Source organism: Mucilaginibacter limnophilus, assembly GCF_004005815.1.
Classification (GTDB): Bacteria; Bacteroidota; Bacteroidia; order Sphingobacteriales; family Sphingobacteriaceae; genus Mucilaginibacter; species Mucilaginibacter limnophilus.
The window spans coordinates 1-26,636 of sequence record NZ_SACK01000009.1; the positions used below are offsets into that span (position 1 = coordinate 1).

The window sequence follows — 26,636 nt, forward strand, 5'->3', positions numbered from 1 at the left end:
AGCTAAACTGTGGAGATATTGAAAACTCTACCGAGTTTCCAACATCTCCACAGTTCCAACAACAATAATTATATTTTTGAATTAAATAAGTCTATAAAACACCAGTCCGAACTAAGGGAGGGTTACAAGGCCATTGGACACTCGCCCCCGGGAGGCCATAGAAAAGATCCGAGCGTGGGTGCAAGGTGAAATCAAAATGATGGATTGCCGCGCCTACGGTGGTCGTGCAATGTCTGCGGCAAGAGACTTAAAAGGAGCTCCTCGATATGCGGCCTATGCAGCTGGTCAGGCGGCAGTAACTGCACATGTTGCCGCTCATGATCTTGGTGCTGCCGCCTACGCCATAAAAGCTGTTAAAGCGTCAGTCGTAAAAGATTTTGCAGAGGCAAGTGGTAAAATAGAATGCGCCTGGCAAAGAGATCAGCTTCCTGATCAAATACGTGACCTTGTTCTTGACGATCAAAGGTTAAGAAACCCGATCTGTCGGAACGTTTTGATTGTTAACTTTATCAGACTATCAAAAATTAGATGTAGTATTTACAATGTAAAAAATGAAAAATACCGATCAGATACGCACATTCATCTCCACCAGGTCTTTGGAAAGGTTGAACAAGCCGTGATTAAGTTTTTAAACAGATTGAAGGCATTTACTTAACGAGATCTAATTTCTTCTTTTCAATTGATGATCTCGCCTTTATTCGCCGCTAATTTCTCGCGCCATTGCTGAAGCTGTTCGTCCGTGAGTCGCTGCCAATCGCCTACTTCGCCAATAACTTTCAGCGGTTCTTTCGTTCGGTAAGACCGGGTGGGATTGCCGGGGAACTTTTTGTTGGTGACATTGGGGTCATTCTCGAATGCGCCGATAGGCTTCACGATATAAACACGCTCCGGGTCGTTACCTCTTGCTAAGGCGGCAGCCAAGCCGGCCCCGTTGATGAGGGCGGTGAAATAAATGTGGTTCATGACTAGGCTTTCATGATAATTAGACGTCCATCCGGCTGTAAGCAGGTCTCCCTGCTTGAGGTTAGCCCTTGTTCCGTGATAAAATGGCCCCTTATCAACAGGTTGACTAACATTTTCGAGCGCTAACCGGGAATGCTTTTTTGCCTGGTCCGATTCACCCAGTTCTTCATAACATTGAGCGATATGGGTATGAAGCGAAGGCAATGCCCCCCGGACGGCGTCATTATCGATCTTTAAAGCCAGCTGTAAGGCGATTTCATACCACCGGAGTTTGTCAGTATTACCTGACTGAGATCGGGCAACAAACCAGGCCGCAGTAAATTTCTCAAAGTCGTTTGATGCTTGGTTCCATGCCTGCATAAAAAATTCAAGTGCCTTTTGAACATTACCGGTCTCTTCCATTTGCATACCCTGTATGCAAAGCTGTATGATGTGATTTTGGGGGTTGAATTCCATAGTTGTTTTCTTGAAAATGCCGTTATTCCTTCGAAAATAATTGGCCGGACGGATAAAAAAACAGGATTTCAAGTATATTTTTTCAAGCGTACCAGGACACTGATTTTTGCGTTATCTCTACAAACAACCGGAGTCGGAAGGCAGGCAAACCCAGCACGTGCGATACATGCCGCAGTGATATACTTCAGGATATTATTTTCGATTCCATAACTTGCCATTATGAAAATGACGAGCAAGGAACAGGCACAACGATCTAAACGATATCATTGGATCGCCGCGCACCGGGGCGGGCCGCTATCACTGTCTGACCGGCAGCAATTGATCAGATGGGCCAGAGAATGCGTAGAGCATGTATTGCATTTAGCGGGTCCCGAAGTTGATCAGCGTATCATAGATGCTTTAGTAACGGCGGCGGCTTGGGAAAATGGTAAGACATCAACTGGGGATTGTATGAAAAAGTCACTTGGGGCACATGCTGCGGCCAGAGTTTCCACGAACGAAACCCACAAAGCCATCGCCAGGGCAGCGGGTCAGGCCGTTGCGACCGCTCATATGGCTGATCATTCACTCGGCGGTGCTTATTACGCACTCAAAGCAATTAAACTGGCTGGCCTGGAACTGGCGACCGAAAAACGGTGGCAGGAGGAAAGGTTGTTGGTTCTACCTGTTCAGCTTCAGGAGCTTGTAAAAGCGACCTGGCAGCAAAAGAAGCTGGATGAAAGGATTTGATCCATAATTCTGTGCTCATTTGTTATAATTTGCGTTCAACGCCTGTCTAAGGTATTCCATATCGGTGCCAAGTGCTTTTTTATGGGTAAGCAATAGAACCGGATATAAAAAGAACGAGCGAATAGGGAGTTTTATATCTATATTGACGGAATGCAACATCGAACCGCCAGGCTAAGCGAACCACTTGGACTTATCTTGCTGATAAACAGCAAATTAAAAGGCAAAAAAAAATGGGAAAAGTTCATTGAATTTGAACCTTTCCCATCAAGTAGCCCGTAGGGGAATCGAACCCCTGTTTCAAGAATGAAAATCTTGCGTCCTAACCCCTAGACGAACGGGCCATTGCTTTGGGACTGCAAAGATATACGTTTCATTAACAAAGCAAAAAAATATTTAAACTTTTTTAAAATTCTTTTCCGGCATCAAAATGTGCCCTTTAAAGCTTACAAAGCGTATTAATTATAATTGTTACTAAATTGCCTGTGTCACAAATAATTGTACATTCGGTGTTAGAAAGCATATTGGATGATAAAGGTAGACCGATTAAGTAAACACTTTGGTGCTATACAGGCGGTAAATGAAGTGTCCTTGGAGATAAACGAGGGCGAAACCTTTGTTTTACTTGGCACAAGCGGCTGTGGAAAGACAACTACCCTTAAAATGCTTAACCGTCTTATTGAACCCACAAGCGGCACAATATTCATAAACGGTAGAAATATTAATGACCAGTCGCCCGAGATACTACGCAGAAGCATTGGCTATGTATTGCAAAACAATGGCTTGTTCCCACATTATACGGTTGCCGAAAATATTGCTGTAGTTCCTCGACTACTTAAATGGGACGATAAAAAAATAAGAAACCGCACCTATGAACTTCTTGAAAAGCTGCATTTAAGTTCGGGTGAGTTAAATAAGTATCCCAATAAACTAAGCGGCGGTCAGCAGCAAAGAGTAGGACTGGCCCGCGCACTGATAGCCGATCCGCCGGTGCTGCTGATGGATGAACCCCTGGGTGCCCTTGATAACGTTACACGCGCAAAAATCCAGGCGGAATTCAAAAATCTTGATGAGCTGAAGCGCAAAACCATCGTAATGGTTACCCACGATATACAGGAAGCGTTTGAATTGGGCGACCGCATTGGTATAATGGATAAAGGAGTTTTAGTACAAGAAGGTGTCCCGGCTGATCTGTTGTTTAAGCCTGCAAATAATTTTATAAGTGATTTTTTGCACGAGCAACGATTACAGTTGGAATTGCAATCGGTAAAACTGGCTGATATATGGGATACTTTTCCAAATGTGGTACAACAGAGTTCGGTTACAGTAAATGCTAAAGATAGCCTGTGGCATGCTATGGAGATATTTACATCCGGCAAAGCCGAAAGCATACAGGTGACAGGCACTGGCGTCGCTTCACGGTCAATAACGCTTGAACAATTGATGTCGGCATATAAAAACTACCGCCATGAATGAACAGCGACAAACCTTGCTCGATTTTATGCGTGAACAGTCGGACAAGCTGTTATCACAAGCGCTTGAACATATAGGGCTCACCTTTATATCGTTATTGATAGCGGTAATCATCGGTTTGCCGCTGGGCATATTAATCGCCCGCAGAAGAAACTTATCGGGAACCGTATTAAGTTTAGCCGGCATTTTACAAACTATCCCCAGCATAGCGTTACTGGGTTTTATGATTCCGGTCCTTGGCATTGGCCCCAAGCCAGCTATAGTTGCTTTGTTGTTATATGCGCTGTTGCCTATTATCCAAAATACTTATACAGGCGTAATCGGCATTGATGCATCGGTAAAAGAAGCTGCACTGGCCATGGGCATGAGCAGGTGGCAGGTGCTTAAAAAAGTTGAACTGCCACTGGCCATGCCTGTGATACTGGCGGGTGTCCGCACAGCAACGGTTATCAATGTAGGCGTGGCAACACTGGCATCATACATCGCCGCAGGCGGGCTTGGCGAATTTATCTTCGGCGGTATATCGCTTAACAATACCAATATGATACTTGCAGGCGCCATACCGGCGGCATTGCTGGCTTTAGTGTTTGATTTCCTGCTGTCGCGATTACAAAAGTACAATCTAAAAAAAGTAAAAACAGGCTTGGCAGTATTGCCGCTTGTGGTTTTAGCGCTGGCATCGTTATATTTCATTCCATCGGCTTATGGGAGCAAATTGACAGCCGGATTTACCCCCGAATTTATGGGAAGGCAGGATGGTAACCTCGGCCTGCGAAGCAAATACGGTTTGAAAATACATACTGTTGTAATTAACGATGCCGTAATGTATAAAGCCGCTTATGAGAAAAAGCTTGACGTAATCAGCGGATACTCAACAGATGGGCGGTTAACAGCTTACGATCTAATAGTACTTGATGATGATAAACATATCTTCCCGCCGTATTATGCGGCGCCGATTGTTAGTGAACAGGCTCTTGTAAAGTTCCCTGAATTGGAGCAGACGCTCAATCTTCTTGCAGGAAAGATAACGGATTCAATAATGACAGAGCTAAATTATCGTACCGATTACCTGCATCAAGCGCCCGAAAAAGTGGCTGAAGATTTTTTGAAACAAGTTGGTCTTTATAAACCAGCCCGTAGTGGTACTGGTGGCATCGTGCGTATTGGTTCAAAAATATTTGGCGAACAATACATACTGGCCCATATTTACAATATGCTGATAAAAGGTTATACAGATTATGGTGTATCAACTAAAACGGGCCTCGGCGGCACTAAAATTTGTTTCGACGCACTTGCCAATAACCAGATAGATTTTTACCCTGAATACACTGGCACCGGCCTGATCGCCATTTTGCAGGCGCCCGTAAAAACTGTCAATTCGTTAACATCAGATAAAAATAAAACTTACAACTTTGTTAAAACCGAATTTTATAAACGTTACCGGATAAAATGGCTTACCCCAATAGGTTTTAACAATGCATACGCTTTAATGATGCGGCAAAAACAAGCTGACCAGTTGGGTGTTAAAAGCATATCCGAGCTGACACGATACCTTGATAAATGACTTTAGCCGAACGTTACCAAACTGTACGCCAGCATACCGCTGATATTTGTAGTCCGCTGCAAACGGAAGACTATGTGGTTCAGCCGGTTGAATTTGTAAGCCCGCCTAAATGGCATCTGGGGCATACCACCTGGTTTTTTGAAACATTTATCCTAAAACCCTATTTTGCTGAATACCGAGAATTCAATCCTGAGTATAATTACGTATTCAACAGCTATTACGAGTCGGTGGGGGCTCGTGTAATTCGTACAGACAGGGGAAATTTAAGCCGGCCAACGGTTATAGACATCTACAGCTACCGCAAGTATGTTGATGAAGCCATGTATAATTTCTTGTGTGGAAAAATCTCCAAAGAAATAGAAGAACTGTTGATACTTGGCTTTAACCATGAAGAGCAGCATCAGGAGCTGTTACTTACCGATATTAAATACATATTGGGGCACAATCCATTATTTCCCGCTTACAACAGCAATTATAAAGTACCTAAGGTTGATGGTAATGCAGTTACCGATTTCATTAGCATGAACGAAGGCATTTATGAAATTGGCTTTACTGGCGAAAGTTTTTGTTTTGACAATGAACTGAACCGGCATAAAGTTTACCTGAACGCTTATAGTATAAGTGCACAGCTGGTTACTAATGCCGAATACCTTGAGTTTATCAACGCCGGCGGATATCATGATTTCAGGCATTGGCATGCTGAGGGCTGGGATTGGGTAAACACAAATAAGGTTGAAGCGCCCATGTACTGGTATAATATTGATGGAAAATGGCATCAATACACTTTTCACGGCTTAGAGCCGTTGCACTTGCAACAGCCTGTAACGCACATCAGCTACTTTGAGGCTTATGCTTACGCCACGTGGAAAGGCCTGCGTTTACCAACCGAGTTTGAATGGGAAGCAGCATCAGCGAAGTTTAACTGGGGTAGCCGCTGGGAGTGGACCGAAAGTTCTTATCTGCCTTACCCGGGTTTTGCTAAAGCGCCGGGCGCCATTGGTGAATACAACGGCAAGTTTATGGTGAATCAAAAGGTACTTCGTGGCGCGTCAGAAGTAACACCACCGGGCCACAGCCGTGCTACTTACCGCAATTTTTTTCAAACCAACCTACGTTGGCAGTTTACTGGCATACGCCTTGCTAAATAACCTATATACCTCATAATAACCACCAATATGCCGGAAACTACTACAGTTAACAGCCAGTTTTTAAATGATGTAATTACCGGTCTCAAGGCTGAGCCAAAGCATCTTCAGTCGAAATATTTTTATGACGAAAAGGGTGACGTGCTGTTTCAGCAGATTATGAACAGTCCGGAATATTATTTAACGGGTTGCGAAATGGATATTTTCACCAGCCAGGCGGATGCGCTTGCTGAAACCGTACGCAGCGGCGGCGAGCCGTTCGACCTGATTGAGCTTGGCGCCGGAGATGCTACAAAATCCATTCATTTGTTAAAGGAGTTATTGTATAAAGGTGCTGATTTCACTTATATGCCCATTGATATTTCGGCGCATGTAATACAGCTGCTTAACGATGAACTGCCTGCTAAGCTGCCCGGTTTGAAACTGGAAGGACTTAATGGAGAATATTTCGAGATGCTGAAAAAAGCGGCCTCTATATCAAATCGCCGTAAAGTGGTGCTGTTTCTTGGATCGAACATTGGCAATATGCCGGTTAACGACGCGCAGGAATTTTTGAACGAAATGCGCAGGCATCTATCACCCGGTGATATGGCGCTTGTGGGCGTCGACCTGAAAAAAAATCCGCGAATTATTCGCGCTGCATATGATGATAAGCAAGGGGTTACAAAACAATTCAACCTTAATTTGCTCGAGCGTATAAACCGGGAGTTTAATGCTGATTTTGATATAGATAAGTTTGAACATTATTGCAGCTACGACCCCGAAACCGGTTCATGCAAAAGCTACCTGATCAGCACATCCGAACAAACTATGACTATAAATGATGAGCAAATTTTCTTTAAGAAAGATGAATACATCTGGATGGAGATTTCACAGAAATATACGGTGAATCAAATTGATCAGATGGCAGCAAATGCACGTTTCAACACCAGCGATCACCTGTTTGATAGTAAACATTGGTTTATGGACGCGGTGTTGGTGGCTGAATGATTTCCATTGTCAGCAATTGAGCGCTATTTTTGACAGCTGATATAAACCTTTTGCAATGGAAACCCTTCCTTTAAAAGATAAAGTAATAATAGTAACCGGCGGTACAGGCGTATTGGGCGAAGCATTTACAAAAGGCATCGCACAAGCAGGTGGTATAGTTGGAATACTGGGCCGTAACGAAAAAATTGCCAATGAACGCGCCCAAAATATAATTGCTGGCGGCGGGAAGGCCATCGCGCTTATTGCTAATGTGCTTGACGAAAATGATCTTATTTCCGCGTGTGAAAAAGTGCTAACGAAATACGGCCGGATAGATGGTTTGGTGAACGGCGCAGGCGGCAATATGCCGGGCGGTATCATTCAACCTGGCGATGACATTTTTAAGCTGAATTTTGAAGGCTTACGCCAGGTGCTCGACCTTAACCTTTGGGGAACTATTATTCCTACACAGGTATTTGGTGAAGTAATGGCAAAAAATGGCAACGGAAGCATTGTAAATATTTCTTCCATGTCGTCAAAGCATGTCATCACAAAGGTGTTGGGTTACAGCATAGCTAAAGCTGCAGTTGATTCGTACAATCAGTGGTTCGCCGTTGAGGCAGCTAACCGTTACGGAGATGCCATACGCATGAATGCTATCGCGCCCGGCTTTTTCTTAACCGAACAAAACCGTGCCTTGCTTACCAACCCCGACGGCAGCTATACCGAACGAGGCAAGTTGGTGTTACAAAATACCCCTTACAAACGTTTTGGGAAGCCGCAAGAACTGGTTGGCGCGTTGATATATCTGCTTAGCGATGCTTCAAAGTTTGTTACCGGAACCATTATTAATGTTGATGGAGGTTTCTCGGTATTCAGCGGCGTATAAAACAAAAAGGCCCCGTTTCCGGGGCTCTTCAAAGTATAGACTATTTAATTAATTGCTATAAAAGTTTCGGGTTAAGTTCCGAATCAACAAAGCCGCCTACGGGTTTGCCGTCAAGCCATTTGCGGTGGTCGTCAACCTGATATTTGTTTTTAGGCTCAGTAATTTTGGCACCATCGGCGATGTAGATCACTGTCATTACTTCACGCATGGTGTCTGAATTGTTTCCGGGAGCTTTATGTATGGTAAATCCTCGATGAAACGTAGCATCGCCGGCTTTCATGGTTTCAGCACAGGTGATGTTAAAGCCATGTTGTTTTACGTAATCGTCAAATGCCGTTTCAGATGCGTCTGAAATTTCATTATCAAATATTGCTCCTTTATCAAAAGAGTTTGAAGCGAAAGTAAGCATGCCCATATCCACATCAATATCAACCAGCGGCATCCACATAGTTACGGTATCGTGTGAGTCGATAGGCCAGTAATACTGGTCTTGATGCCATGGAGTAGGGCCGCCACCCGGTTCTTTATACAACGCCTGATCATGATACAAACGCACATTTTCAACGCCAAGCAGGTCTGCAGCAATTTTAGCAAAACGTTTGGCGAACACATATTTTTTAGTGTCTTCGTCAACACGCCATAGGTTCATTATCTGTAAAAACGCCTTTCCGTAAGTGTCGCGTTCTTCCATGCTGCGCTTTTCGGTATTGTATTTTTCTGCGGCGTTGGTTATTACCGGACGAAATGCTTCAACCTCTTCAGTAGATAATACGCCTCTAACAAGTGTATGTCCCTTTTCACGAAATTCGTTTACAATATCAGCAGGCAGTTGCCTGGTATCGTTCAATTCAGGTAGCGTCTGTGTATTCATTACATATTGGTTTATACTTCCAAAAGTGCAGTTGTTTTTAGTTAAATAAAATAGTTACATTAGCCTCATAATGGTTTATTTTATCCATTTGAAATATAAATACTATATTTAAATTAAAATAATCAATTATGAAAGCTTCTTATGAGGTTATTCAGCACCCCGACAAGCAGTCGTTTTTAGCACGCGAATTTCACGCGTCAGCCTTTCAGGCGCCATATCATTTTCATGAAGAGTATGAGCTTACCTATATTATCAAAGGTCATGGTAAACGGTATGCGGGCAGCCATATGGAAAATTTTTCAAGCGGCGACCTCGTGCTTCTTGGGCCAAATATCCCGCATTGCTGGAAACTGGATGATGAAGAGGAAGAAAACGCGGGCGCTTTTGTAATACAGTTCACCGGTAACTTTTTAGGCGCCGATTTTTTTAACCGTTACGAATTGCGTTACATCAATAAGCTGCTGCAAAAAAGTAAAAGCGGTATCAGCTTTAATGAAGATAAGCGGCAGGAGATGGCCGAAAGCCTTATCAGGCTTAAAGATGAAAAGAATGATTTTATAAAGTTAATCGCTTTGCTTGATATTTTACATCAACTGGCGGCTGACGAAAGGTATAAACTGCTCGACCCGAACAGCAATATAGCAACCATAAGTGTGAGCGAACAGCAGCGTATTAACCCGGTATTCGCCTACCTGGTTGATAATTTCCGGAAACAGATATCGCTTGATGAAGCCGCGGGCATCGCCAACATGACGCCTAATGCCTTTTGTAAATTTTTCAAAAAAACCACGCGTAAAACCTTTTTTGAAACTATAATTGAATACCGGATAAATTACGCCACACAGCAGCTGGTACAAACGGATAAGCCGGTATCAGAAATTGCGCTGGAGAGTGGTTTTGGCGATGTATCGCACTTTTATAAAACATTTAAAAGTAAGATGAAGTTAAGCCCGCTTAATTACCGTAAGAAATTTATGCATTAAGAAAATGGGAAAGCTGGAAGAAGAATTTAATGCCTATCGTACTAAAATGAACGACAGGATTATGGCTACGGCCAATACAAACATCAAACGTTTTTTCGCGCTTGATACTACTACGTATGCCGAAGGCGCGCTGGATGTTAAAACTAAGGAGATGCTGGGCCTTGTAGCCTCAATGGTGCTGCGTTGTGATGATTGTATTAAATACCATCTTGGCAAGTGCCACGAAGCCGGTGTTAATCACGATGAAATAAATGAAGTGTTCATGATCGCAAACCTGGTAGGCGGATCAATAGTGATTCCGCATTACCGCCGGGCGGTTGAATATTGGGATGAGCTGACACAATCTGCTTAATACTTTCATATATTAGGCCGATAACTTTACAAATTGGCTGAACTGACAAACTCACGGCGCGCATGGAGAATTTTCAGGCGGAACAAATTTGCCGTGGGCGGGCTTGTGTTTATTTTGATATGTGTAGTGGTATCAGTACTCGGCTATTTGATAATGCCCGACGATACGCCGCAGGCAAATAATATGCTGTTACAGATCAGCCTGAAAAAGCCCGGAACCACATTTACTATACTTCGCTTAAAAAAAGCCGACTCGCCGGCTAAAGTGAGTTTTTTTGAAAAAATGCTTTCGGGGCAGCCCGATTCTTTTTCAGAGATCCCGGTAACTGCTTACAGCCGTGCAGGCGACTCACTTAGGGTTGATGAGTACATTGGCGATGAAGACAAACCTGAAGTAAAAAGCTATTTTGCCCCTGAAGCTAAAAGAGGGAATACCTGGGAGATTGTTAAAAAGACCTATTGGCTGGGTACCGATATGTATGGCCGCGATCTGCTGAGCCGGTTAATGCTGGGCACACGGGTTTCATTAGCCGTTGGTTTAATTTCAGTAGTCATCAGTTTGTTGTTGGGCATTACAATCGGTGCCGTAGCCGGTTACTTCGGCGGGAAGATAGACGCCGCTTTAAGCTGGTTGACGAATATCCTCTGGTCGTTACCGGCATTGCTGCTTGTTATAGCAATCTCATTTGCGTTGGGTAAAGGCATGTGGCAAATATTTGTAGCGGTAGGCTTATCCATGTGGGTAGAAGTGGCAAGGCTGGTGCGCGGACAGGTGATCGCCATAAAACAAATGGAATACATAGAAGCCGCTCATGCGCTTGGCTTTGGCAATGTCCGTATTATTGTCAAACACATTCTACCTAACATAATTGGCGCTGTGCTGGTGATTGCTTCGTCCAACTTTGCTTCTGCGATATTGTTGGAATCAGGGCTTAGCTTTTTAGGCTTTGGCGCTCAACCGCCAATGCCTACCTGGGGCGGTATGATAAAGGAGCATTATGGTTACATTGTAATGAACGCGGCATATCTGGCGCTAATACCCGGCATAGCCATTATGCTTACGGTATATGCCTTTAACCTGATTACTGTTGGCCTGCGCGACGCTTTTGATATAAGATCGCAAAATATTCGGGTGTAAAAAATATTTTCTACTTTTATCCAAGAGGGGCTTGTATAAACCAATGCAGCAAAGTGAAGCTAATTCTGTAGAAGATGATCTGATCAGGCTGTTATTAAAACGGCAGTCGGAACTAAACTCTTTACTCGAAATAACGCGGGCTATAAATAAAAATATGGCCACGCCCGTGCTTATTCAAATGCTCGAGGTGATATGCCAGAATTATCTGCAGATAGGCCGCCTGCGTTTTTTAATTGAAAGTGAGGGCGCTTACATCTGCATAGCTAAATATGGCGGCAAATTTGAACCCACGGGCGAGTTGTTTAAGGCGTGCAAGCAATTTAAAAAGATACAGGAGCCGGTACATGTAAACAATCCCAAAAATCCTGTTCTTTCAAACTACGACTATTTTATTCCGATCTATCTTAAAAATAAACCGGTTGCTTATGCGCTTATAGGCGAATTTTCTTCATCTGAGGAAATGCTGAGCAACGATCTTAATTTTATACAAACGCTTATTAATGTTGTATTGGTAGGTCTCGAAAACAAAAAGTTGTTTAAAGAGCGCTTGCAATCCGAACGTTTTCAGCGTGAAATGGAACTTGCAGGTGAGGTTCAAAATATGCTTATACCCGTACAGCAATATAAGGATGAAAGCATTGAATTAAGTGCACGGTACCTGCCCCATCAAAACGTTGGCGGCGATTATTTCGATTTCATTAAAATAAATGAAAATGAATATTTATGGTGTATAGCTGATGTATCAGGAAAGGGTATATCAGCGGCCTTGCTGATGGCAAACTTTCAGGCAAGTTTACGTGCATGGGCTACAGTTGAGGACGACCTGACAACTATTGTAGATCGTTTAAACAAGATACTTACCCGTAATACCAAAGGTGAGCGTTTTATTACATTGTTTTTAGCCCGGTACAACAAGAAAACCCGCAAACTTAACTATATTAATGCTGGGCATAATCCTGCAATATTATATGCCGCAGGAAGTGGCGCTGCGCAACTTAAACTGGGTACTACCATGATAGGTGTGTTTGATGAATTGCCTTTTTTAAACCAGGGTGAAATGGATGTTGATAAGGATACACTTATTTTCAGTTATACCGATGGTTTGATGGACCGCGAACCCGATGTTTCAAAAAGCTGGAACGAAGATAAACTTATTACCCTGGCAAATAAATATGGCAAGTTGTTGCCTAACGAATTCAATACCGCTATACTCGATTATATAAACAGGTACATTAAGGCGAAACCTATTGATGATATCACGCTTCTAACCTTGAGACTATATTAACAGCGTGTAACGTTACCTACCTTATAGCCGTATCAATTAGTTTTAACGGCACCCTTACGCCTTGTAAGCGATAATGGTCAGGGTTAGCACGGCCATTAATACACCACTCGACACAATTACCATAACCGTTGATGCTGTAGGTAAGCAGTATTTCATTTTTATCGTTGATAAATTCCGGGTGCAAAGCAGGCAGGTAAAAAAACGGTGAGTGACCGTTCACCCGGTTATCTATTGTGTGTATCTTCTTTTTTGCAGAGAATGGCCCTGTGGGGCTTGCACTGCTTGCCATATAAATTTCTGTACCCTGGTCGCAACCAACGCTTAGCTGTGAACCAACAAGCACATACCTGTTCTTCACTTTCGCCACCATTGGCGTACCGCCATCGGTAGTGCCAATTACAGCAGCTTTGGTAGCATCAGCCTGCCAGGCTTTGCCATCCCAGTATTGCCATGCCGTATAAGGTTTATCAGCTAAAAACCGGCCGACATAAATTTCGCTCATGCCAACCTTGTTAAGATTATGTCCGTAAGCATAAACATATTTTCCTTCTTTAACAAAGCCAATACCGTAAGGTATTTTACTCCCTTTCAAAGGTATATAACCATCAACTACCATCTCCGGAAACTTCATCTTTGCGAAAGCAAAATTACCAGTTCCGGCAAAGCCCATGCCGCCGGCCTTGGTAAGCTCTATGCCTGCACAAAATACATATACGGTATCTTTTAGCTGTATGCCCGATACCGGCCAGTAAAATTCTTTGTCATCAACAGAAGCTTTGAATAAACTCTTACGGCCGGGACCATTACCTGTAAGCGTATGGGCATCGGCTTGTTTCCAGCTTTTGGCGCCTTGCAGCACTGCTGAATTATTTACCTGGAAAAGGCAGGGTATGGTTTTGGTAACCGGATCGAAATCATTGATATGGCTGTCACCCATAAGCCATAGCGAGCGCCCGTCGGCCAGCGCAATGCTCATGCCGCCGTCGCCTGAGGTCATGCCTGTTTCAAACCTGAAAAAATTTGTGGCTGTAGTGTCTCTGTATGTTTTTAACTCTTTTTGCTGAGCGAAAGATGATGCTGTAGCCAGCAATAAGGCTGCAAGTAATTGTGTTTTCATAAGGAAAAGTAGTTTAGTTGTTGGTTTTTATACAGTACAAGCACTTTGTTACTTGTAAATACAAGAACAAAGATATAGTTTATTCGTAAATGGATCGTTTTTAAAGAAAATGTTACAAATTCTATATACTCATTATAAGCATTTGCCTGTAAAATTTATATTTATTTTTTTTTACATCAAGCACACTAAGCGAGAGTTAGTTAATTGGGTAATTAGAAATGAATAAACTTTTTAAAAGAAAGCTTAACAAATGGTTGGGTAAAGCTATTGATGAAGTAAAACTCAATGGTCTTACTCAAGACATTCATTTGGATGAGATTTTCAAAAATGATTTTCAACTCTTCTCGAAGGCTGAAGTTTTACTAAATAGTTATTTGACTTTCGATTACGTTGTTAACTATATAACTAAGGAAAACATTGATATGTCCGATATCAATATTTTTTTATCTATTGATTTGGAATGTGAAAGCCATATTTTCAATGGCCCGCCTAAATCTTTGACAGAGATAGAATCTTTAATTGATCTACACTCTATTCCCGAAATAATAGTATATCATGATCCAAACCCTAACAAAATCTCGCTAAACGAATTTTATAGAATCCCACTCGTTTTTGAGCCATTTATTGGAGATGATAGTATAACAATGTTTTATAAAGAATACAGGTCTTTGGAAGAACATTTCAATAATAGTGTCTTTACAAAAGACATAAATATAGTTTATAATAAATAATAATCATACGAAATATGTTTATCACCCGGCCCAACCCTCTCTGTCCAAACTCCTGAAATGTAAGGGTTATCATCAAAAGGCTTTAGAATATAAATAGAATCAAAGAGAGCTTTCAATCAACTACAAGTAATCATTTAAATTACCTTTTTTCCATTCTGTAATAGTCATTTCAGCTGTAAAGGCCAATATCCCTTCAGAGCTGGCAATCGCCTCCAATACAGGAAGTGAAATGTTCTCATATTTAGACAGTAAAAAAATAGCGGCTGTCATTCTTACTGCTAACCTATTATCATTTAACAGTGGCAGCAAACTACTTATACTGCCGTTACTTTTTAATACTTTAACCGCTTTTATAGTTTTGTCATAACTTTTATTGGCGGTCTTAGAATCTCCTACCTCATTTGCTTGAGCTTTTTTTTCTGCCTCTAAACTGAACAGCTTTATTGTTTCTTCAATAGTTGTTTTCATAATTTTAAGGCCTCTAACCCTCTCCATTATAATCTTAAAAACGTCATCATCCTGCCCAGCCCTCTCTATCCAAACTTCTGAAATGAATAGCCTCGGCTAAATGTTCGAGCTGAATATCCTCACTACCGGCAAGATCGGCAATGGTGCGGGATACTTTCAATATACGGTCGTAGGCCCGGGCAGATAGGCCAAGCTTTTCCATGGCTTTTTTCAGTAGTGTTTGCCCCGCAGTGCTGATCTTGCAAATATCACGTACCATTTGCGGACTCATCTGCGCGTTGGCATGCAGATCGGGTTTACTACCAAATCGCTCTAACTGTACTTCACGCGCTTTAATTACACGCTCGCGTATCAGCTCACTCTTTTCGGCAAGACGTTCTGATGATAGTTCGCTGAAATTTACAGGCGTTACTTCAACGTGCAGGTCAATACGATCAAGCAGCGGGCCTGATACCTTGCTCATATATTTCTGTACTACGCCCGGCGGGCAGGTGCATTCTTTTTCAGGGTGATTGTAATATCCGCAGGGGCAGGGGTTCATACTGGCTATCAGCATAAAGCTGCTTGGGTAATCAACAGTAAACTTCGCGCGAGATATGGTTACACGGCGCTCTTCAAGCGGTTGACGCATCACTTCCAGTACCGAACGTTTAAACTCAGGCAGTTCATCAAGAAACAGCACGCCGTTATGCGCAAGCGATATCTCGCCCGGCTGCGGATTGCCGCCACCGCCAACCAGCGCGACATCAGAAATTGTATGATGTGGCGCGCGAAATGGCCTTACAGTCACCAGCGCGTCGTTAGTTGCCAGCTTTCCGGCAACCGAATGTATCTTGGTAGTTTCAAGCGATTCATGTAAGCTCAATGGTGGCAGTATCGATGGCAGCCTGCGCGCCAGCATGGTCTTTCCGGCTCCTGGTGGACCGATCAGTATCACATTATGTCCGCCTGCAGCGGCAATTTCTAAAGCACGCTTTATATTCTCCTGACCCTTAACCTCACTAAAATCGCTGTCATAATTGCTCAGGCTATCGTAAAACTCTTCGCGGGTGTTTACCACTTCGCGAGCCAGCTGTACATCGCCGTTGAAAAAGTCGGCTACTTCTTTAAGGTTCTGTACTCCGTAAACCTCAAGGTCATTCACAATGGCGGCCTCACGGGCGTTTTGCTTAGGCAAAATGAACCCTTTATAGCCTTCCTTGCGCGCTTGTATGGCAATGGGTAACGCGCCTTTAATTGGCTGCAAGCCGCCATCAAGCGACAGCTCACCCATTATCAGGTATTTTTCCAGTTCTTCCGATTCTATCTGTCCTGATGCGGCAAGTACACCGGTAGCAATGGTCAGGTCGTATGCAGATCCTTCCTTGCGAATATCGGCAGGCGCCATGTTCACCACTATTTTTTGTCGGGGCATACGGTAGCCATTGGTTTGCAGTGCGCTTTCCACCCGCTGCAACGACTCGCGGACAGCGTTATCAGGCAAACCCACAATAAAATAAGCCGGCTTGCCGCCGCTTAAATTAACCTCAACCGTAATAGTAATTGCCTGTATTCCGTAAACTGCGCTTCCGTAAGTTTTAACCAACACTGTAATAAAGTTTTTAAGCCGAAAGATAGTGTTTTTGTACGGAACAAAAGCACGGAAGATTTACCCGGGTGTGTTACCTGGTAAACTCATACGCGCCGTATTCAATAAAGTCGGCCACCTTGATGGTAACTCCTGTAACCTTCCCGTTTTGAACTGTAAAAGTAAACACCGCTTTCCCTAACACAGGATCGCTGAAAGTAGCGTAAAAGCGGTTTCCGCCAAGCGGCTGCAGCTTAGCATACATTTTTGGGTGGTGCTCAAAGCGCATGTTCAGTTCGTTATTGTCGCCACGTTCAACAGTAAGGTTTCCGTATAACGGATTAGAAAACTTACCTTCATAGTAGCTCATTGATAACGCCGTACGCGGGTTGGTTGCAACAGTATCACGCCTCTTTTTATCCTCGGCCTGCTGTGTGGCCAGGTCGGTTTTATATTCTTTTAAATAGGCATCGCTATAATTGCGGTAAGGCAGCTTGAAATAGGCGTCAAGTATTTCCCAGCGCAGCGCTTCGTACAGGCTGTTTTGATCAGTATTGGTTAAAATAATAATACCCAATTTTTCTTCCGGAACTAAAGTAACCGAAGATACATAGCCATTTACACCACCATCGTGCATTACCAGGCGGTGGTTGTGGTAATCCTGCAAAAACCAGCCTAATCCATATAATTGATAATTCACAGTACCATCTAAATGCCTTGAAGTACCTACAATATCTTGTGGCTGCCGGGTGGCTTTAATAGCATTAAGCGGTATCACTTGCCTTGTGCCTACCTTGCCTTCATTCAATAATGCCATTACCCACTTGCTCATGTCGTTTACCGAGGAGCTTATGCTTCCTGCCGGTGCCAAATTATCAAGATTAGCGTAGGGTATAGCTATCAGCCTGCCGTCGCTTATGGTATGCGGCACAGTACGGTTAATGGCTTTCGGCATAGCAACGCTTAAGCCAAGTGTGTTACCCATCCCCAGCGGCGCGAAAATTTTCTCTTTTAGATAAATATCCCAGTTTTGCTTGGTGACTTTGGGTATAATTTCACCCGCGGTTAAAAATGCCGAATTGGTGTAGCCCCAGCGTGTGCGGAAACCATACTGCGCTTTCATAATGCCAAGCCTTTTTATAACATTCTCACGGCTGAGGTTGGTGTTGTAAAAGGTAAAGTCCCCTTGAAACGTTTGAAATCCCAAGCGGTGGCATAGTAAGTCGCGTACAGTTGCCAGCTCAGTTGCGGCTTTATTTTCTAGCTTGAAGTCAGGAATGTACTTGGTCACCTTATCATCAAGCGATAATTTTTTATCTTCTGCAAGCATGGCAAGCGCTGTAGCAGTGAAGGCTTTGGTGTTGCTGCCTATCATAAACAGCGTATTCTCGTCCACCTTGTTGTTAAGGCCAAGCTCCTTAATGCCGTAACCCTTCATCAGCACAATCTTGTTATCTTTAACAATACAAACAGCGGCGCCGGGTATGCGCCAGTTGGTTAATGCGCGGGTGATATAAGCAGGTAAGCTATCAGCAACAAATTTACTTCTGTTAGCATTTTGGGCGGTTACGGTGGTAATAGTAATAAAGGACAGGCCGAGCAGAAGAAGTATTTTTTTCATTACAGTTTAACTTGGGGGTTTGTTAAATGCTAATTTAACGCAAAATTTAAGTTCGTAATACTTTAATTAAAATTATCTATTCATAAAAAATATATTAATGAACAGCAGATTCTACAGGTTAATTTTTACAGCGGCATTGGTGTTTGCAGGCTTTTGGCAAACGGCAAAGGCGCAGTTTGGGCAGGGAACGGTTTGGGCAAACGATGGTTACAGGTACTATAAGGTGCAGGACAGCACCATAATGGAATTTGACGTACGTGACGAAAGCAAAAAAGCCGTTATAGCCGATAAAAGGGCGCTTACGCAACCTAACGGTAAATTATTGCAGGTTCGCAGGTTTTCTTTAAGTAATGATGGCAGCAAGATCCTGATAAACACAAACACAAAAAAAGTATGGCGGTATGATACCCGCGGCGATTACTGGGTGTATGACACTAAAGGTAAAACCTTAAAACAATTGGGTATAGGCAAGCCGGCTTCATCATTAATGTTTGCCAAGTTTTCTCCCGATGGAAACAAAGTTGCATACGTTAGTGAACATAATATCTATGTAGAAGATCTTTCATCAGGAAATATAAAAGCGCTTACTCCTGATGGGACGGATAAATTGATCAACGGGACGTTCGACTGGGCATACGAGGAAGAATTTGCGTGCCGCGACGGCTTCCGCTGGTCGCCGGACGGGCAGTACATTGCCTATTGGCAAATAGATGCCCGCAAGATAAAGAACTATTTGATGCTGAATACTACCGACAGTTTGGTTTACTCATATGTAGTGCCTGTTGAATATCCGGTAGCCGGCGAAAACCCGAGCGCATGTCGCATTGGTGTTGTTGACATAAACACAGGTGCTAAACGCTGGATGAATGTTCCCGGCGACAATGTACAGCATTACATTCCGCGGATGGAGTGGACTACTAATCCCAATGAGATTATCCTGCAACAACTTAACCGTGCGCAAAACCAAAGCCGCTTGTTTATTTGTAATGTGTCAAACGCTGTCGCAAGGTTAATTTATACTGAAACTGATAAGGCGTGGATCGATATAAAGAAAAATGCCGAAGGCTGGGATTTTATAAAAAATGGAAAAGAGTTTGTATGGACGAGCGAGCAGGATGGGTGGCGCCATTTATATAGGGTAAGCAAAGAAGGTAAACAGCAATTGATAACCAAAGGAAACTTTGATGTGATAAAAACGGTGCTTATAAATGAGCAGGTGGGCTATATCTATTTTACAGCTTCGCCGGATAACCCTACGCAGGAATACCTGTACCGTATAAAGATAACCGGTGGGAAGCCGGAACGCCTTACACCGATGGATCAGCCGGGGACGCATACCTATGCCATTTCACCAAACGGGCAAATGGCGCTGCACACTTTTTCAAATGCCAATACGCCGGGCCAAACTGAGACTATCAGTCTGCCCGATCATAAGCACCTCACCGGTGACATGGTGGCTATAGCGAAGAATGTAAAAAATCCTGTTGAGTTTTTTACAGTAAAAACAGCCGACGGTGTGGATATGCAGGGCTGGATAAAAAAGCCGGATAACTTTGATCCCACAAAAAAATATCCGGTGATGTTTTACGTGTATGGCGAAACGGCTACACAAACCGCAAGAGACGTTTACGGTGCAGGACGCAATTCGCGTTATGCCGGGGATATGGCCGAAGACGGGTACATCTATATTTCAATGGACAACCGTGGTTCACCGGCGCCAAAAGGACGTGAATGGCGTAAAGCTATTTATAAAAATATAGGTACGCTGAACATTCGTGATCAGGCGCTTGGAGCAAAAGAAGTGTTGAAATGGCCGTTTGTTGACAGCACCCGCACGGCAGTTTGGGGAGCCAGCGGAGGCGGTTCAACTACCCTCAATCTGTTGTTCCTGTATCCGGAAACTTTTAAAACGGGTATCGCTATTTCGGCAGTGGCTTACCAGCTTACTTATGACAACATTTACCAGGAACGCTACATGGGCGTGCCTGTCGACGAAGAAAGCCGGGCGGTATTTATAAAAGGGTCGCCGGTTACCAATGTCAAAAACCTGCAAGGTAACTTGCTTTACATTCACGGCACTGGTGATGACAATGTGCACTATAACAACGCTGAACTGCTGATAAACGAATTGGTGAAATATAACAAGCAATTCCAGCTAATGTCGTACCCTAACCGTACGCATTCACTCTCAGAAGGGGCAGGTACTACGCAGCATTTGCGTAATCTGTTCACTAAATATTTAAAAGAGCATTGCCCGCCGGGTGGAAGGTAAGAGTTGGAAATAAAGAAAGCCCGGCAATTTGCACGGGCTTTTTCTTTTCTTAATAAGTTTACACTGATTGGTTAGAAAGGCAGATCATCTGCATCTGACGGATTAAATTCAGATGCACTATCGGTCTTGGTAATAGGGCGGTTATCTCCTTCAAAATCGCTTTTGCGGCCAAGCATAGTAAAGTTTTCAGCCACAACTTCGGTAGTATATTTTTTTATTCCTTCCTTATCCTCGAATGAACGGGTACGTAGTTTACCTTCAATATAAACCAGTTTACCTTTTTGCAGGTATTTTGCAGCGACGTCGGCAAGGCTGCGCCACATAACAATGTTATGCCATTCAGTTTGCTCAACTTTTTTGCCGTCTTTATTAAATGTTTCAGAAGTTGCCAGCGGGAAACTTGCTACCGAAACGCCTCCTTCAAGGTAACGTATTTCAGGATCTTTACCCAAATGGCCTATTAATATTACTTTGTTTATTCCAGACATGGTTTAAATTAACTCGGAAAATTGTTCTACAAATTAAAAATATTTTTTAGAAATATAAAAATGATTTTTGGCAATGCCAGAAATTTTAATTTTTCTACTTCAATGTAAAACCATTGTTGTTCTAATTTAACCGTTGTTGTGTTTAATTTTATTAACCTTACATATAATTTTTGATGTGTGAGTAAATGCCGTGTAACGCCATAATCCTTTTCAACAGTCAGGTGTTCTCCAAAATGTTCTTTCACCCAATTATCGTTAACTAGCTCATTAACAGTCATCAATGATTGTGTTTCAAACATCGGCAAATCGTACATATTAGCCCAAATGTCACCTTCATCCCTTTTGTTCATTAATACATCATGGCCGTCTGTGAGTAAAAAATAGTTCAAAAAACGTTCGCGCGATTTAGCTTTTTTCAGCTTAACGGGCAGGTAAGCAGTAGCATTGTGCTTAAATGCGTAGCACCCCGTACGCACCGGACATATACCACAGGCCGGATTTTTTGGCTTGCAAAGCATAGCGCCAAACTCCATCATGGCCTGATTATGCAAGCCGGGAAGTTTCTTATTAATTAAATCGTCGGCAATTTTTTGAAATGTGGTTTTTGCCTTAGGCGTATTAATTGGTTCATTGATGCCAAAATAACGAGATAGTACCCGGTAAACATTACCATCAACTACTGCCTGTACTTCATTAGCCGAGAATGACGAAATTGCTGCTGCGGTATATGTGCCAATGCCTTTCAGCTTTATAAGTTCATCATACTTTACCGGAAATATACCATTATATTGTTGCTTTATCAGTTGCGCTGTTTTAAGCATGTTACGCACGCGCGAATAATAACCAAGGCCTTGCCACAGTTTTAGTACCTCATCTTCACTGGCGTTGGCAAAACTTTCAACGTTGGGAAAACGCTCGAGAAAGCGATAAAAGTAAGGAAGACCCTGTTCAACCCGGGTTTGCTGCAATATCACTTCGCTCAGCCATATTACATAAGCATCAGTAGTATTTCTCCAGGGCAGGTCGCGTTTGTTTTGCCTGTACCAGGCCAGCAGTTCGTTAGCAAAATTCATAAATCAAATGTAAAGGGGATTGTGTAACAGATGTCATAAATACACGCTTTTTAATGCCCGTATAAATGCGCACAAAAAAAATACATCATTTATTTCAGACTTTCGTAATAAAGCGATACTTTTGCAACCCCAAAACAGTTAAGTAATTATATAAAAAATAAAGACAAATCAGATATGACTAAGGCAGAAATTATAGCTGAAATCTCAACTAAAACAGGCATTGAGAAAGTGGACGTACAAGAGACTGTTGAGGCTTTTTTTAAAGTTGTAAAAGGCTCTATGGTTGCAGGTGAAAATGTGTATGTGAGAGGTTTCGGAAGTTTTGTTGTTAAAAAAAGAGCTAAAAAAACAGCGCGTAATATTTCAAAAAATACTGCCATTATCATTCCCGAGCATTTTGTGCCAAGCTTTAAGCCCGCAAAAACTTTTGTTGAAAAAGTAAAAACAGGTAACAAAGCCGGTAAAACAAGCAAATAATTTTTTTTGAGTAATGAAAAGTAAACAAATAGCCGTAATTATTGCCATAGCTGGCATAATGGGCTATTTGTATTTGCAGCCTGTTAAAGGGCTGATGAAATCAAAAGAAACCGAAACACATGCTGAGGACGACGGGCACGAGCATACAGCCGCGCCGGCAAATTCAGTTACGGTTGAGCAGGTTTCTGAAACAGGTAAAACAGCTATAGGCGAGCAACTGGCTGCAAAGATCACTGATCTGGAAGGTAAGTTGAAAGCAGCAGGAGAAGCTGATAAATTATCTTTACAAAAACAACTGGCTACCGAGTGGGACGCGGTAAACCAGCCTGGGCCGGCGGCTTTTTATTATAAAGCAATAGCCCAAAAAGAAAACACAGCAGGCAACTGGATAGATGCGGGTAACCGCTTTAACGATGCCTGGAAACTAACACAGGATACTACTGCACAGCCTACTTACCTGGCCAACGCGGTTGAGGCTTTTGAGGCAGCACGCAAACTTGCGCCCGATAACCTTGACGCTAAAACCGGATTAGGTACAGCGTATGTTAACGGTGGCGCACCAAGCCCTATGCAGGGTATAAGCCTGTTGCTTGAAGTAGTGAAGCAGGATCCGAATAACCGTAACGCGAACCTTAACCTGGGTATTTTCTCGATGAAATCGGGACAGTATGACAAGGCGGTTGAGCGTTTCAAAACGGTTGTCGCTCAAAAGCCTGAAGTTGAGCCATATTTTTATCTGGCCGAAAGCTACAAGCAACTGGGTAAAAAGAAAGAAGCCATTGAGGCTTATAACAAGTGTAAGGAAATGATGCCCGACCCAACTTTCGGTAAGCGCATTGACGAATACATAAAGGAATTAAATTAATAACATTAAAAAAAATTAAACACTATGCCAAGCGGTAAAAAACGTAAGAGACATAAAATGGCTACCCACAAGCGCAAAAAACGCTTAAGAAAAAACAGACACAAAAAGAAATAAGCTGATCCTGACGATCAGTCATCTATTCAGCCCGGCATACGCGCGGGCTGAACTTGTGTTTTTGTTTTTCTTGTTAACCGGCGGCTTTCCGGCCGCTTAATAGAAATGGAGTAGCAATTGATAAAAGAATTAATTATCGATTCATCCCCCAACGGAGCTACCATTGCATTACTACAGGACAAACAACTCGTAGAACTTCATAAAGAGCAAAGTACCAACAATTATACTGTTGGCGACATTTATCTTGGCAAAATCAAAAAGATTATGCCGGGGTTAAATGCTGCTTTTGTTGATGTAGGATATGAGAAAGATGCCTTTTTGCATTACCTTGATCTGGGGCCGCAGGTGCAAAGCCTGCTTAAGCTTACCAAACAGGTACGTAGCGGGGGATATCAGTCTAAGCTTTTAGATAAACTTAAGCTTGAGGCTGATATTGACAAGGGCGGTAAAATTTCTGAGGTGCTTCAAAAAGGCCTTGTTATTCCCGTTCAGATAGCTAAAGAACCAATTTCAACTAAAGGTCCGCGGCTTAGTGCCGACCTGTCAATAGCGGGGCGGTATGTAGTGCTTGTGCCTTTCTCTGAGGTGATCTCTATCTCAAAGAAAATAAAAAGCAATACCGAGCGCCTGCGCCTGCGCAAGATAGTTGAAAGCATCAAGCCAAAGCATTTCGGGGTTATTATCCGCACCGTTTCTGAAGGGAAAGGTGTAACCGAGCTGCAGAAAGACCTGCTTGACCTTATAGCTAAATGGGAAACGCTGATAACAAAGCTACCATCAGTTGAACCGTCGAAAAAAATACTGGGCGAGATTGACCGCACCTCAACTATCCTGCGGGATATTCTTAATTCAGATTTCCAGAGCATTTATGTAAATGATAACGGGATGTATGAAGAAGTGCGCTCATATGTGCACGAGATATCGCCCGATCTGGAAAACATTGTAAGGCTGCATAAGCACCGCGACCCGATTTTTGAACATTACGGTATTGAAAAGCAAATTAAGGGTGCTTTTGGAAAAACCGTTAACTTAGCAGGTGGCGCATACCTGGTAATTGAGCATACCGAAGCACTGCACGTTATTGACGTAAACAGCGGTAATCGTACTGCTAACAAAGAAAACCAGGAGCAAAACGCGCTGCAGGTAAATAAAGAAGCGGCACGCGAAATTGCCCGCCAGCTGCGTCTGCGTGATATGGGAGGTATTGTAGTGATCGATTTTATCGACATGCATAAGCCAACCAACCGTAAAGAGTTATTTGATTATTTGCGTGCCGAAATGTCGCACGACAGGGCGAAACATACCATACTTCCCCCAAGTAAATTCGGGTTGGTGCAGATAACACGCCAGCGTGTGCGCCCTGAAATGAACATTGTTACCAGTGAGGTTTGCCCAACCTGCCATGGTACCGGGGCTGTACGCCCAAGCATATTGCTGCTTGATGATATTGAAAATAACTTCAATTACATCCTAATGGAGCAAAATGAAAAAAATATTACGCTTTGTGTTCACCCTTACATCGAAGCATACATTAAAAAAGGCGTTTACACCCGCCAGATGAAATGGTACTTTAAGTATAAGCAATGGATAAAAGTGAAAAGTAATCCATCGTACCAGCTCACCGAATTCCGTTTCTTCTCGTCGAAAGACGAAGAGATTAAATTATAAAACTGCCCGGTGGCAGATTGAAAAATGCAGGAAACATAAAGTTTGCCTGCATTTTTTGTTTATAAGGACTTTACAGGATATAATTCACAAAAATTGCCTATCTTCAACTTCCGCAAAACAGGGTACAGGCAATGAGTTCAGGTAAATACAGCGGGTTTACTGATGTGGCAAAACAAGCCATGATGCAAACCCAGGAATCAATGCTGGAAGTAAAAACCAGAAAGAACAAATTATACATCGGTATACCAAAAGAGGTATCTTTCCAGGAGAACAGGATACCGCTTACCCCACTGTCGGTAGCGCTTCTGGTAAACAACGGGCACGATGTAATGCTGGAAAGCAACGCCGGAAAAGCTGCCAATTTTCTTGATAAGGATTACAGCGAACAGGGCGCCCGCATTGTGTATGATACTAAAAGCGTTTACGAAGCCGATGTAATTATCAAGATTGCTCCGCCTACTATGGCAGAGATAGAGTTGATGAAGCCCGGACAGCTGCTGATATCAACCCTGCAGCCTGCAACCATGAAGCCTGAAATATTGCAGGCTCTCATGCAGAAAAAGATCACCGCGCTTTGTTTTGAATACCTGCTTGATGAAGGCGGCACACTAACCGTTGTACGTGCCATGAGCGAGATAGTAGGCGCTACGTCGATACTGATTGCAGCAGAATATCTGAGTAACGTATTTGAAGGCAAAGGCCTGATGCTGGGTGGTATAACCGGCGTTCCGCCGACAGAGATTGTTATACTGGGTGCCGGGACCGTAGGAGAATATGCCGCGCGTACTGCATTATCATTAGGTGCCGAAGTGAAAGTTTTCGATCCCTCTATTTATAAACTACGTCGCTTGCAAAACAACATCGGTAACCGTGTATTTACTTCAGTTGTACAGCCAATAGTATTGGAAAAAGCCATTACAACTTGTGATGTTGCTATAGGTGCTATGCGTGCTGAGGATGGAAGGAGCCCCTGCATTATATCAGAAGCTACAGTTAGCCGCATGAAACGCGATTCGGTGATTATTGATGTGAGTATTGATCAGGGTGGATGTTTTGAGACATCAGAGGTTACCAACCACACCAACCCGGTTTTCCGCAAGTATGATGTGATTCATTATTGTGTACCAAACATCGCCTCGCGGGTAGCACGTACTGCCACCTACGCGCTTACTAATATTTTTGCACCTATACTGGTAGATATAGGCGACCACGGCGGTATCAAGAATGTTATCTGGAAAAAAACAGGTGTTCGTAACGCGGTGTACATTTACCAGGGCCATTTAACCAACAAGCACATTGCCGACCGCTTTTCATTGCCCTGTAAAGATCTCGATCTGCTCATCGTATCAAGCTTGTAAAAAA

24 protein-coding genes, 1 tRNA gene and 1 pseudogene are annotated in these 26,636 nt (G+C 43.0%); 17 read left to right on the plus strand and 9 right to left on the minus strand.

Annotation, left to right across the window (positions count from 1 at the left end; all coding sequences use genetic code 11):
- Positions 1 to 133 precede the first annotated feature (133 nt).
- Positions 134 to 655 carry a putative immunity protein gene (locus EOD41_RS17225; RefSeq protein ID WP_205780587.1) on the plus strand — a complete coding sequence of 174 codons (522 nt, stop codon included), beginning with the start codon at positions 134 to 136 and terminating at the stop codon, positions 653 to 655.
- 20 nt (positions 656 to 675) lie between these two features.
- Here the strand turns inward: EOD41_RS17225 and arr are convergent, their stop codons facing one another.
- Positions 676 to 1,125 carry an NAD(+)--rifampin ADP-ribosyltransferase gene (gene arr, locus EOD41_RS21285; RefSeq protein ID WP_394342476.1) on the minus strand — a complete coding sequence of 150 codons (450 nt, stop codon included), beginning with the start codon at positions 1,123 to 1,125 and terminating at the stop codon, positions 676 to 678.
- A gap of 513 nt (positions 1,126 to 1,638) precedes the next feature.
- Between arr and EOD41_RS17235 the strand changes: the two genes are divergently transcribed.
- A complete protein-coding gene (locus EOD41_RS17235) occupies positions 1,639 to 2,148 on the plus strand; it encodes a putative immunity protein (RefSeq protein ID WP_205780588.1) in 510 nt (169 codons plus the stop codon).
- A 269-nt stretch (positions 2,149 to 2,417) separates the two neighbouring features.
- Here the strand turns inward: EOD41_RS17235 and EOD41_RS17240 are convergent.
- Positions 2,418 to 2,489, minus strand: a tRNA-Glu gene (locus EOD41_RS17240).
- 184 nt (positions 2,490 to 2,673) lie between these two features.
- On the opposite strand from EOD41_RS17240, the gene EOD41_RS17245 reads away from it, so the two are divergent.
- The 5 genes from EOD41_RS17245 to EOD41_RS17265 are packed head-to-tail and all read left to right on the plus strand — an operon-like array spanning position 2,674 to position 8,185.
- Entirely contained in the window at positions 2,674 to 3,621 is a 948-nt protein-coding gene (locus EOD41_RS17245) for an ABC transporter ATP-binding protein (protein ID WP_127707248.1), read from the plus strand.
- Positions 3,614 to 5,182, plus strand: coding sequence for an ABC transporter permease/substrate-binding protein (locus EOD41_RS17250; RefSeq protein ID WP_127707250.1), 1,569 nt, complete (start codon positions 3,614 to 3,616; stop codon positions 5,180 to 5,182). The genes EOD41_RS17245 and EOD41_RS17250 overlap by 8 nt, the downstream gene beginning before the upstream one ends.
- Entirely contained in the window at positions 5,179 to 6,330 is a 1,152-nt protein-coding gene (gene egtB / locus EOD41_RS17255; protein ID WP_127707252.1) for an ergothioneine biosynthesis protein EgtB, read from the plus strand. The genes EOD41_RS17250 and egtB overlap by 4 nt, the downstream gene beginning before the upstream one ends.
- Before the next feature lie 27 nt (positions 6,331 to 6,357).
- Positions 6,358 to 7,317: an L-histidine N(alpha)-methyltransferase gene (gene egtD, locus EOD41_RS17260; protein ID WP_127707254.1), complete on the plus strand. Its 960-nt coding sequence runs from the start codon at positions 6,358 to 6,360 to the stop codon at positions 7,315 to 7,317.
- Between the two features lie 55 nt (positions 7,318 to 7,372).
- Complete coding sequence (locus EOD41_RS17265; RefSeq protein WP_127707256.1) at positions 7,373 to 8,185, plus strand: SDR family oxidoreductase; 813 nt, start codon at positions 7,373 to 7,375, stop codon at positions 8,183 to 8,185.
- Between the two features lie 55 nt (positions 8,186 to 8,240).
- Here the strand turns inward: EOD41_RS17265 and EOD41_RS17270 are convergent, their stop codons facing one another.
- A complete protein-coding gene (locus tag EOD41_RS17270; protein WP_127707258.1) occupies positions 8,241 to 9,056 on the minus strand; it encodes a phytanoyl-CoA dioxygenase family protein in 816 nt (271 codons plus the stop codon).
- Between the two features lie 128 nt (positions 9,057 to 9,184).
- Between EOD41_RS17270 and EOD41_RS17275 the strand changes: the two genes are divergently transcribed.
- Genes EOD41_RS17275 through EOD41_RS17290 form a run of 4 tightly spaced genes read left to right on the plus strand, consistent with a single transcriptional unit; the run spans position 9,185 to position 12,813 of the window.
- Positions 9,185 to 10,039 carry an AraC family transcriptional regulator gene (locus EOD41_RS17275; RefSeq protein ID WP_127707260.1) on the plus strand — a complete coding sequence of 285 codons (855 nt, stop codon included), beginning with the start codon at positions 9,185 to 9,187 and terminating at the stop codon, positions 10,037 to 10,039.
- Between the two features lie 4 nt (positions 10,040 to 10,043).
- Positions 10,044 to 10,391 carry a carboxymuconolactone decarboxylase family protein gene (locus EOD41_RS17280; RefSeq protein ID WP_127707262.1) on the plus strand — a complete coding sequence of 116 codons (348 nt, stop codon included), beginning with the start codon at positions 10,044 to 10,046 and terminating at the stop codon, positions 10,389 to 10,391.
- Between the two features lie 33 nt (positions 10,392 to 10,424).
- A complete protein-coding gene (locus tag EOD41_RS17285) occupies positions 10,425 to 11,528 on the plus strand; it encodes an ABC transporter permease (protein ID WP_127707264.1) in 1,104 nt (367 codons plus the stop codon).
- A 43-nt stretch (positions 11,529 to 11,571) separates the two neighbouring features.
- Positions 11,572 to 12,813, plus strand: a complete 1,242-nt coding sequence (locus EOD41_RS17290; protein WP_127707266.1) for a PP2C family protein-serine/threonine phosphatase — start codon at positions 11,572 to 11,574, stop codon at positions 12,811 to 12,813.
- Positions 12,814 to 12,829: 16 nt separating this feature from the next.
- Here the strand turns inward: EOD41_RS17290 and EOD41_RS17295 are convergent, their stop codons facing one another.
- Positions 12,830 to 13,930: a DUF4185 domain-containing protein gene (locus EOD41_RS17295; RefSeq protein ID WP_127707268.1), complete on the minus strand. Its 1,101-nt coding sequence runs from the start codon at positions 13,928 to 13,930 to the stop codon at positions 12,830 to 12,832.
- A gap of 218 nt (positions 13,931 to 14,148) precedes the next feature.
- On the opposite strand from EOD41_RS17295, the gene EOD41_RS17300 reads away from it, so the two are divergent.
- Positions 14,149 to 14,661 (plus strand): hypothetical protein, encoded by a 513-nt coding sequence (locus tag EOD41_RS17300; protein ID WP_127707269.1) that lies wholly within the window; start codon positions 14,149 to 14,151, stop codon positions 14,659 to 14,661.
- Positions 14,662 to 14,781: 120 nt separating this feature from the next.
- Here EOD41_RS17300 and EOD41_RS17305 read toward each other — a convergent pair whose 3' ends face one another.
- The 3 genes from EOD41_RS17305 to EOD41_RS17315 all read right to left on the minus strand — a co-directional run bounded on the left by EOD41_RS17305 (position 14,782) and on the right by EOD41_RS17315 (position 18,317).
- Complete coding sequence (locus EOD41_RS17305) at positions 14,782 to 15,129, minus strand: hypothetical protein (RefSeq protein WP_127707271.1); 348 nt, start codon at positions 15,127 to 15,129, stop codon at positions 14,782 to 14,784.
- Between the two features lie 46 nt (positions 15,130 to 15,175).
- On the minus strand, positions 15,176 to 16,717 hold the full coding sequence (locus EOD41_RS17310; protein ID WP_127707273.1) for a YifB family Mg chelatase-like AAA ATPase: 1,542 nt from the start codon (positions 16,715 to 16,717) through the stop codon (positions 15,176 to 15,178).
- A 73-nt stretch (positions 16,718 to 16,790) separates the two neighbouring features.
- Positions 16,791 to 18,317, minus strand: coding sequence for a serine hydrolase (locus tag EOD41_RS17315; protein ID WP_127707275.1), 1,527 nt, complete (start codon positions 18,315 to 18,317; stop codon positions 16,791 to 16,793).
- 97 nt (positions 18,318 to 18,414) lie between these two features.
- Between EOD41_RS17315 and EOD41_RS17320 the strand changes: the two genes are divergently transcribed.
- Positions 18,415 to 20,589, plus strand: a complete 2,175-nt coding sequence (locus EOD41_RS17320) for a S9 family peptidase (RefSeq protein ID WP_127707277.1) — start codon at positions 18,415 to 18,417, stop codon at positions 20,587 to 20,589.
- Between the two features lie 71 nt (positions 20,590 to 20,660).
- On the opposite strand, the gene EOD41_RS17325 is transcribed toward EOD41_RS17320, so the two are convergent.
- Together EOD41_RS17325 and mutY are read right to left on the minus strand one after the other, a co-directional pair.
- Positions 20,661 to 21,077, minus strand: a complete 417-nt coding sequence (locus EOD41_RS17325; protein WP_127707279.1) for a single-stranded DNA-binding protein — start codon at positions 21,075 to 21,077, stop codon at positions 20,661 to 20,663.
- 26 nt (positions 21,078 to 21,103) lie between these two features.
- The gene (gene mutY / locus EOD41_RS17330) at positions 21,104 to 22,150 is read right to left on the minus strand and encodes an A/G-specific adenine glycosylase (RefSeq protein ID WP_127707281.1); all 1,047 of its coding nucleotides are present in this window, start codon (positions 22,148 to 22,150) and stop codon (positions 21,104 to 21,106) included.
- A gap of 147 nt (positions 22,151 to 22,297) precedes the next feature.
- Here mutY and EOD41_RS17335 point away from each other — a divergent pair.
- The 4 genes and pseudogenes from EOD41_RS17335 to EOD41_RS17350 all read left to right on the plus strand — a co-directional run.
- A pseudogene (locus tag EOD41_RS17335) lies at positions 22,298 to 22,627 on the plus strand (HU family DNA-binding protein); the annotation flags it as partial.
- A gap of 13 nt (positions 22,628 to 22,640) precedes the next feature.
- Complete coding sequence (locus EOD41_RS17340; RefSeq protein WP_127707285.1) at positions 22,641 to 23,492, plus strand: tetratricopeptide repeat protein; 852 nt, start codon at positions 22,641 to 22,643, stop codon at positions 23,490 to 23,492.
- 231 nt (positions 23,493 to 23,723) lie between these two features.
- Entirely contained in the window at positions 23,724 to 25,274 is a 1,551-nt protein-coding gene (locus EOD41_RS17345) for an Rne/Rng family ribonuclease (RefSeq protein ID WP_127707287.1), read from the plus strand.
- 131 nt (positions 25,275 to 25,405) lie between these two features.
- Positions 25,406 to 26,632: an alanine dehydrogenase gene (locus tag EOD41_RS17350; RefSeq protein WP_127707289.1), complete on the plus strand. Its 1,227-nt coding sequence runs from the start codon at positions 25,406 to 25,408 to the stop codon at positions 26,630 to 26,632.
- Positions 26,633 to 26,636 lie beyond the last annotated feature (4 nt).

Coding starts and splice junctions, on each gene's coding strand:
- EOD41_RS17320 (WP_127707277.1), top strand. CDS start 18,415: ATGAACAGCAGATTCTACAGGTTAATTTTTACAGCGGCATTGGTGTTT.
- EOD41_RS17250 (WP_127707250.1), top strand. CDS start 3,614: ATGAATGAACAGCGACAAACCTTGCTCGATTTTATGCGTGAACAGTCG.
- EOD41_RS17290 (WP_127707266.1), top strand. CDS start 11,572: ATGCAGCAAAGTGAAGCTAATTCTGTAGAAGATGATCTGATCAGGCTG.
- EOD41_RS17265 (WP_127707256.1), top strand. CDS start 7,373: ATGGAAACCCTTCCTTTAAAAGATAAAGTAATAATAGTAACCGGCGGT.
- EOD41_RS17245 (WP_127707248.1), top strand. CDS start 2,674: ATGATAAAGGTAGACCGATTAAGTAAACACTTTGGTGCTATACAGGCG.
- EOD41_RS17340 (WP_127707285.1), top strand. CDS start 22,641: ATGAAAAGTAAACAAATAGCCGTAATTATTGCCATAGCTGGCATAATG.
- EOD41_RS17280 (WP_127707262.1), top strand. CDS start 10,044: ATGGGAAAGCTGGAAGAAGAATTTAATGCCTATCGTACTAAAATGAAC.
- EOD41_RS17295 (WP_127707268.1), bottom strand. CDS start 13,930: ATGAAAACACAATTACTTGCAGCCTTATTGCTGGCTACAGCATCATCT.
- EOD41_RS17235 (WP_205780588.1), top strand. CDS start 1,639: ATGAAAATGACGAGCAAGGAACAGGCACAACGATCTAAACGATATCAT.
- egtB (WP_127707252.1), top strand. CDS start 5,179: ATGACTTTAGCCGAACGTTACCAAACTGTACGCCAGCATACCGCTGAT.
- EOD41_RS17305 (WP_127707271.1), bottom strand. CDS start 15,129: ATGAAAACAACTATTGAAGAAACAATAAAGCTGTTCAGTTTAGAGGCA.
- egtD (WP_127707254.1), top strand. CDS start 6,358: ATGCCGGAAACTACTACAGTTAACAGCCAGTTTTTAAATGATGTAATT.
- EOD41_RS17270 (WP_127707258.1), bottom strand. CDS start 9,056: ATGAATACACAGACGCTACCTGAATTGAACGATACCAGGCAACTGCCT.
- EOD41_RS17350 (WP_127707289.1), top strand. CDS start 25,406: ATGAGTTCAGGTAAATACAGCGGGTTTACTGATGTGGCAAAACAAGCC.
- mutY (WP_127707281.1), bottom strand. CDS start 22,150: ATGAATTTTGCTAACGAACTGCTGGCCTGGTACAGGCAAAACAAACGC.
- EOD41_RS17325 (WP_127707279.1), bottom strand. CDS start 21,077: ATGTCTGGAATAAACAAAGTAATATTAATAGGCCATTTGGGTAAAGAT.
- EOD41_RS17300 (WP_127707269.1), top strand. CDS start 14,149: ATGAATAAACTTTTTAAAAGAAAGCTTAACAAATGGTTGGGTAAAGCT.
- EOD41_RS17275 (WP_127707260.1), top strand. CDS start 9,185: ATGAAAGCTTCTTATGAGGTTATTCAGCACCCCGACAAGCAGTCGTTT.
- EOD41_RS17315 (WP_127707275.1), bottom strand. CDS start 18,317: ATGAAAAAAATACTTCTTCTGCTCGGCCTGTCCTTTATTACTATTACC.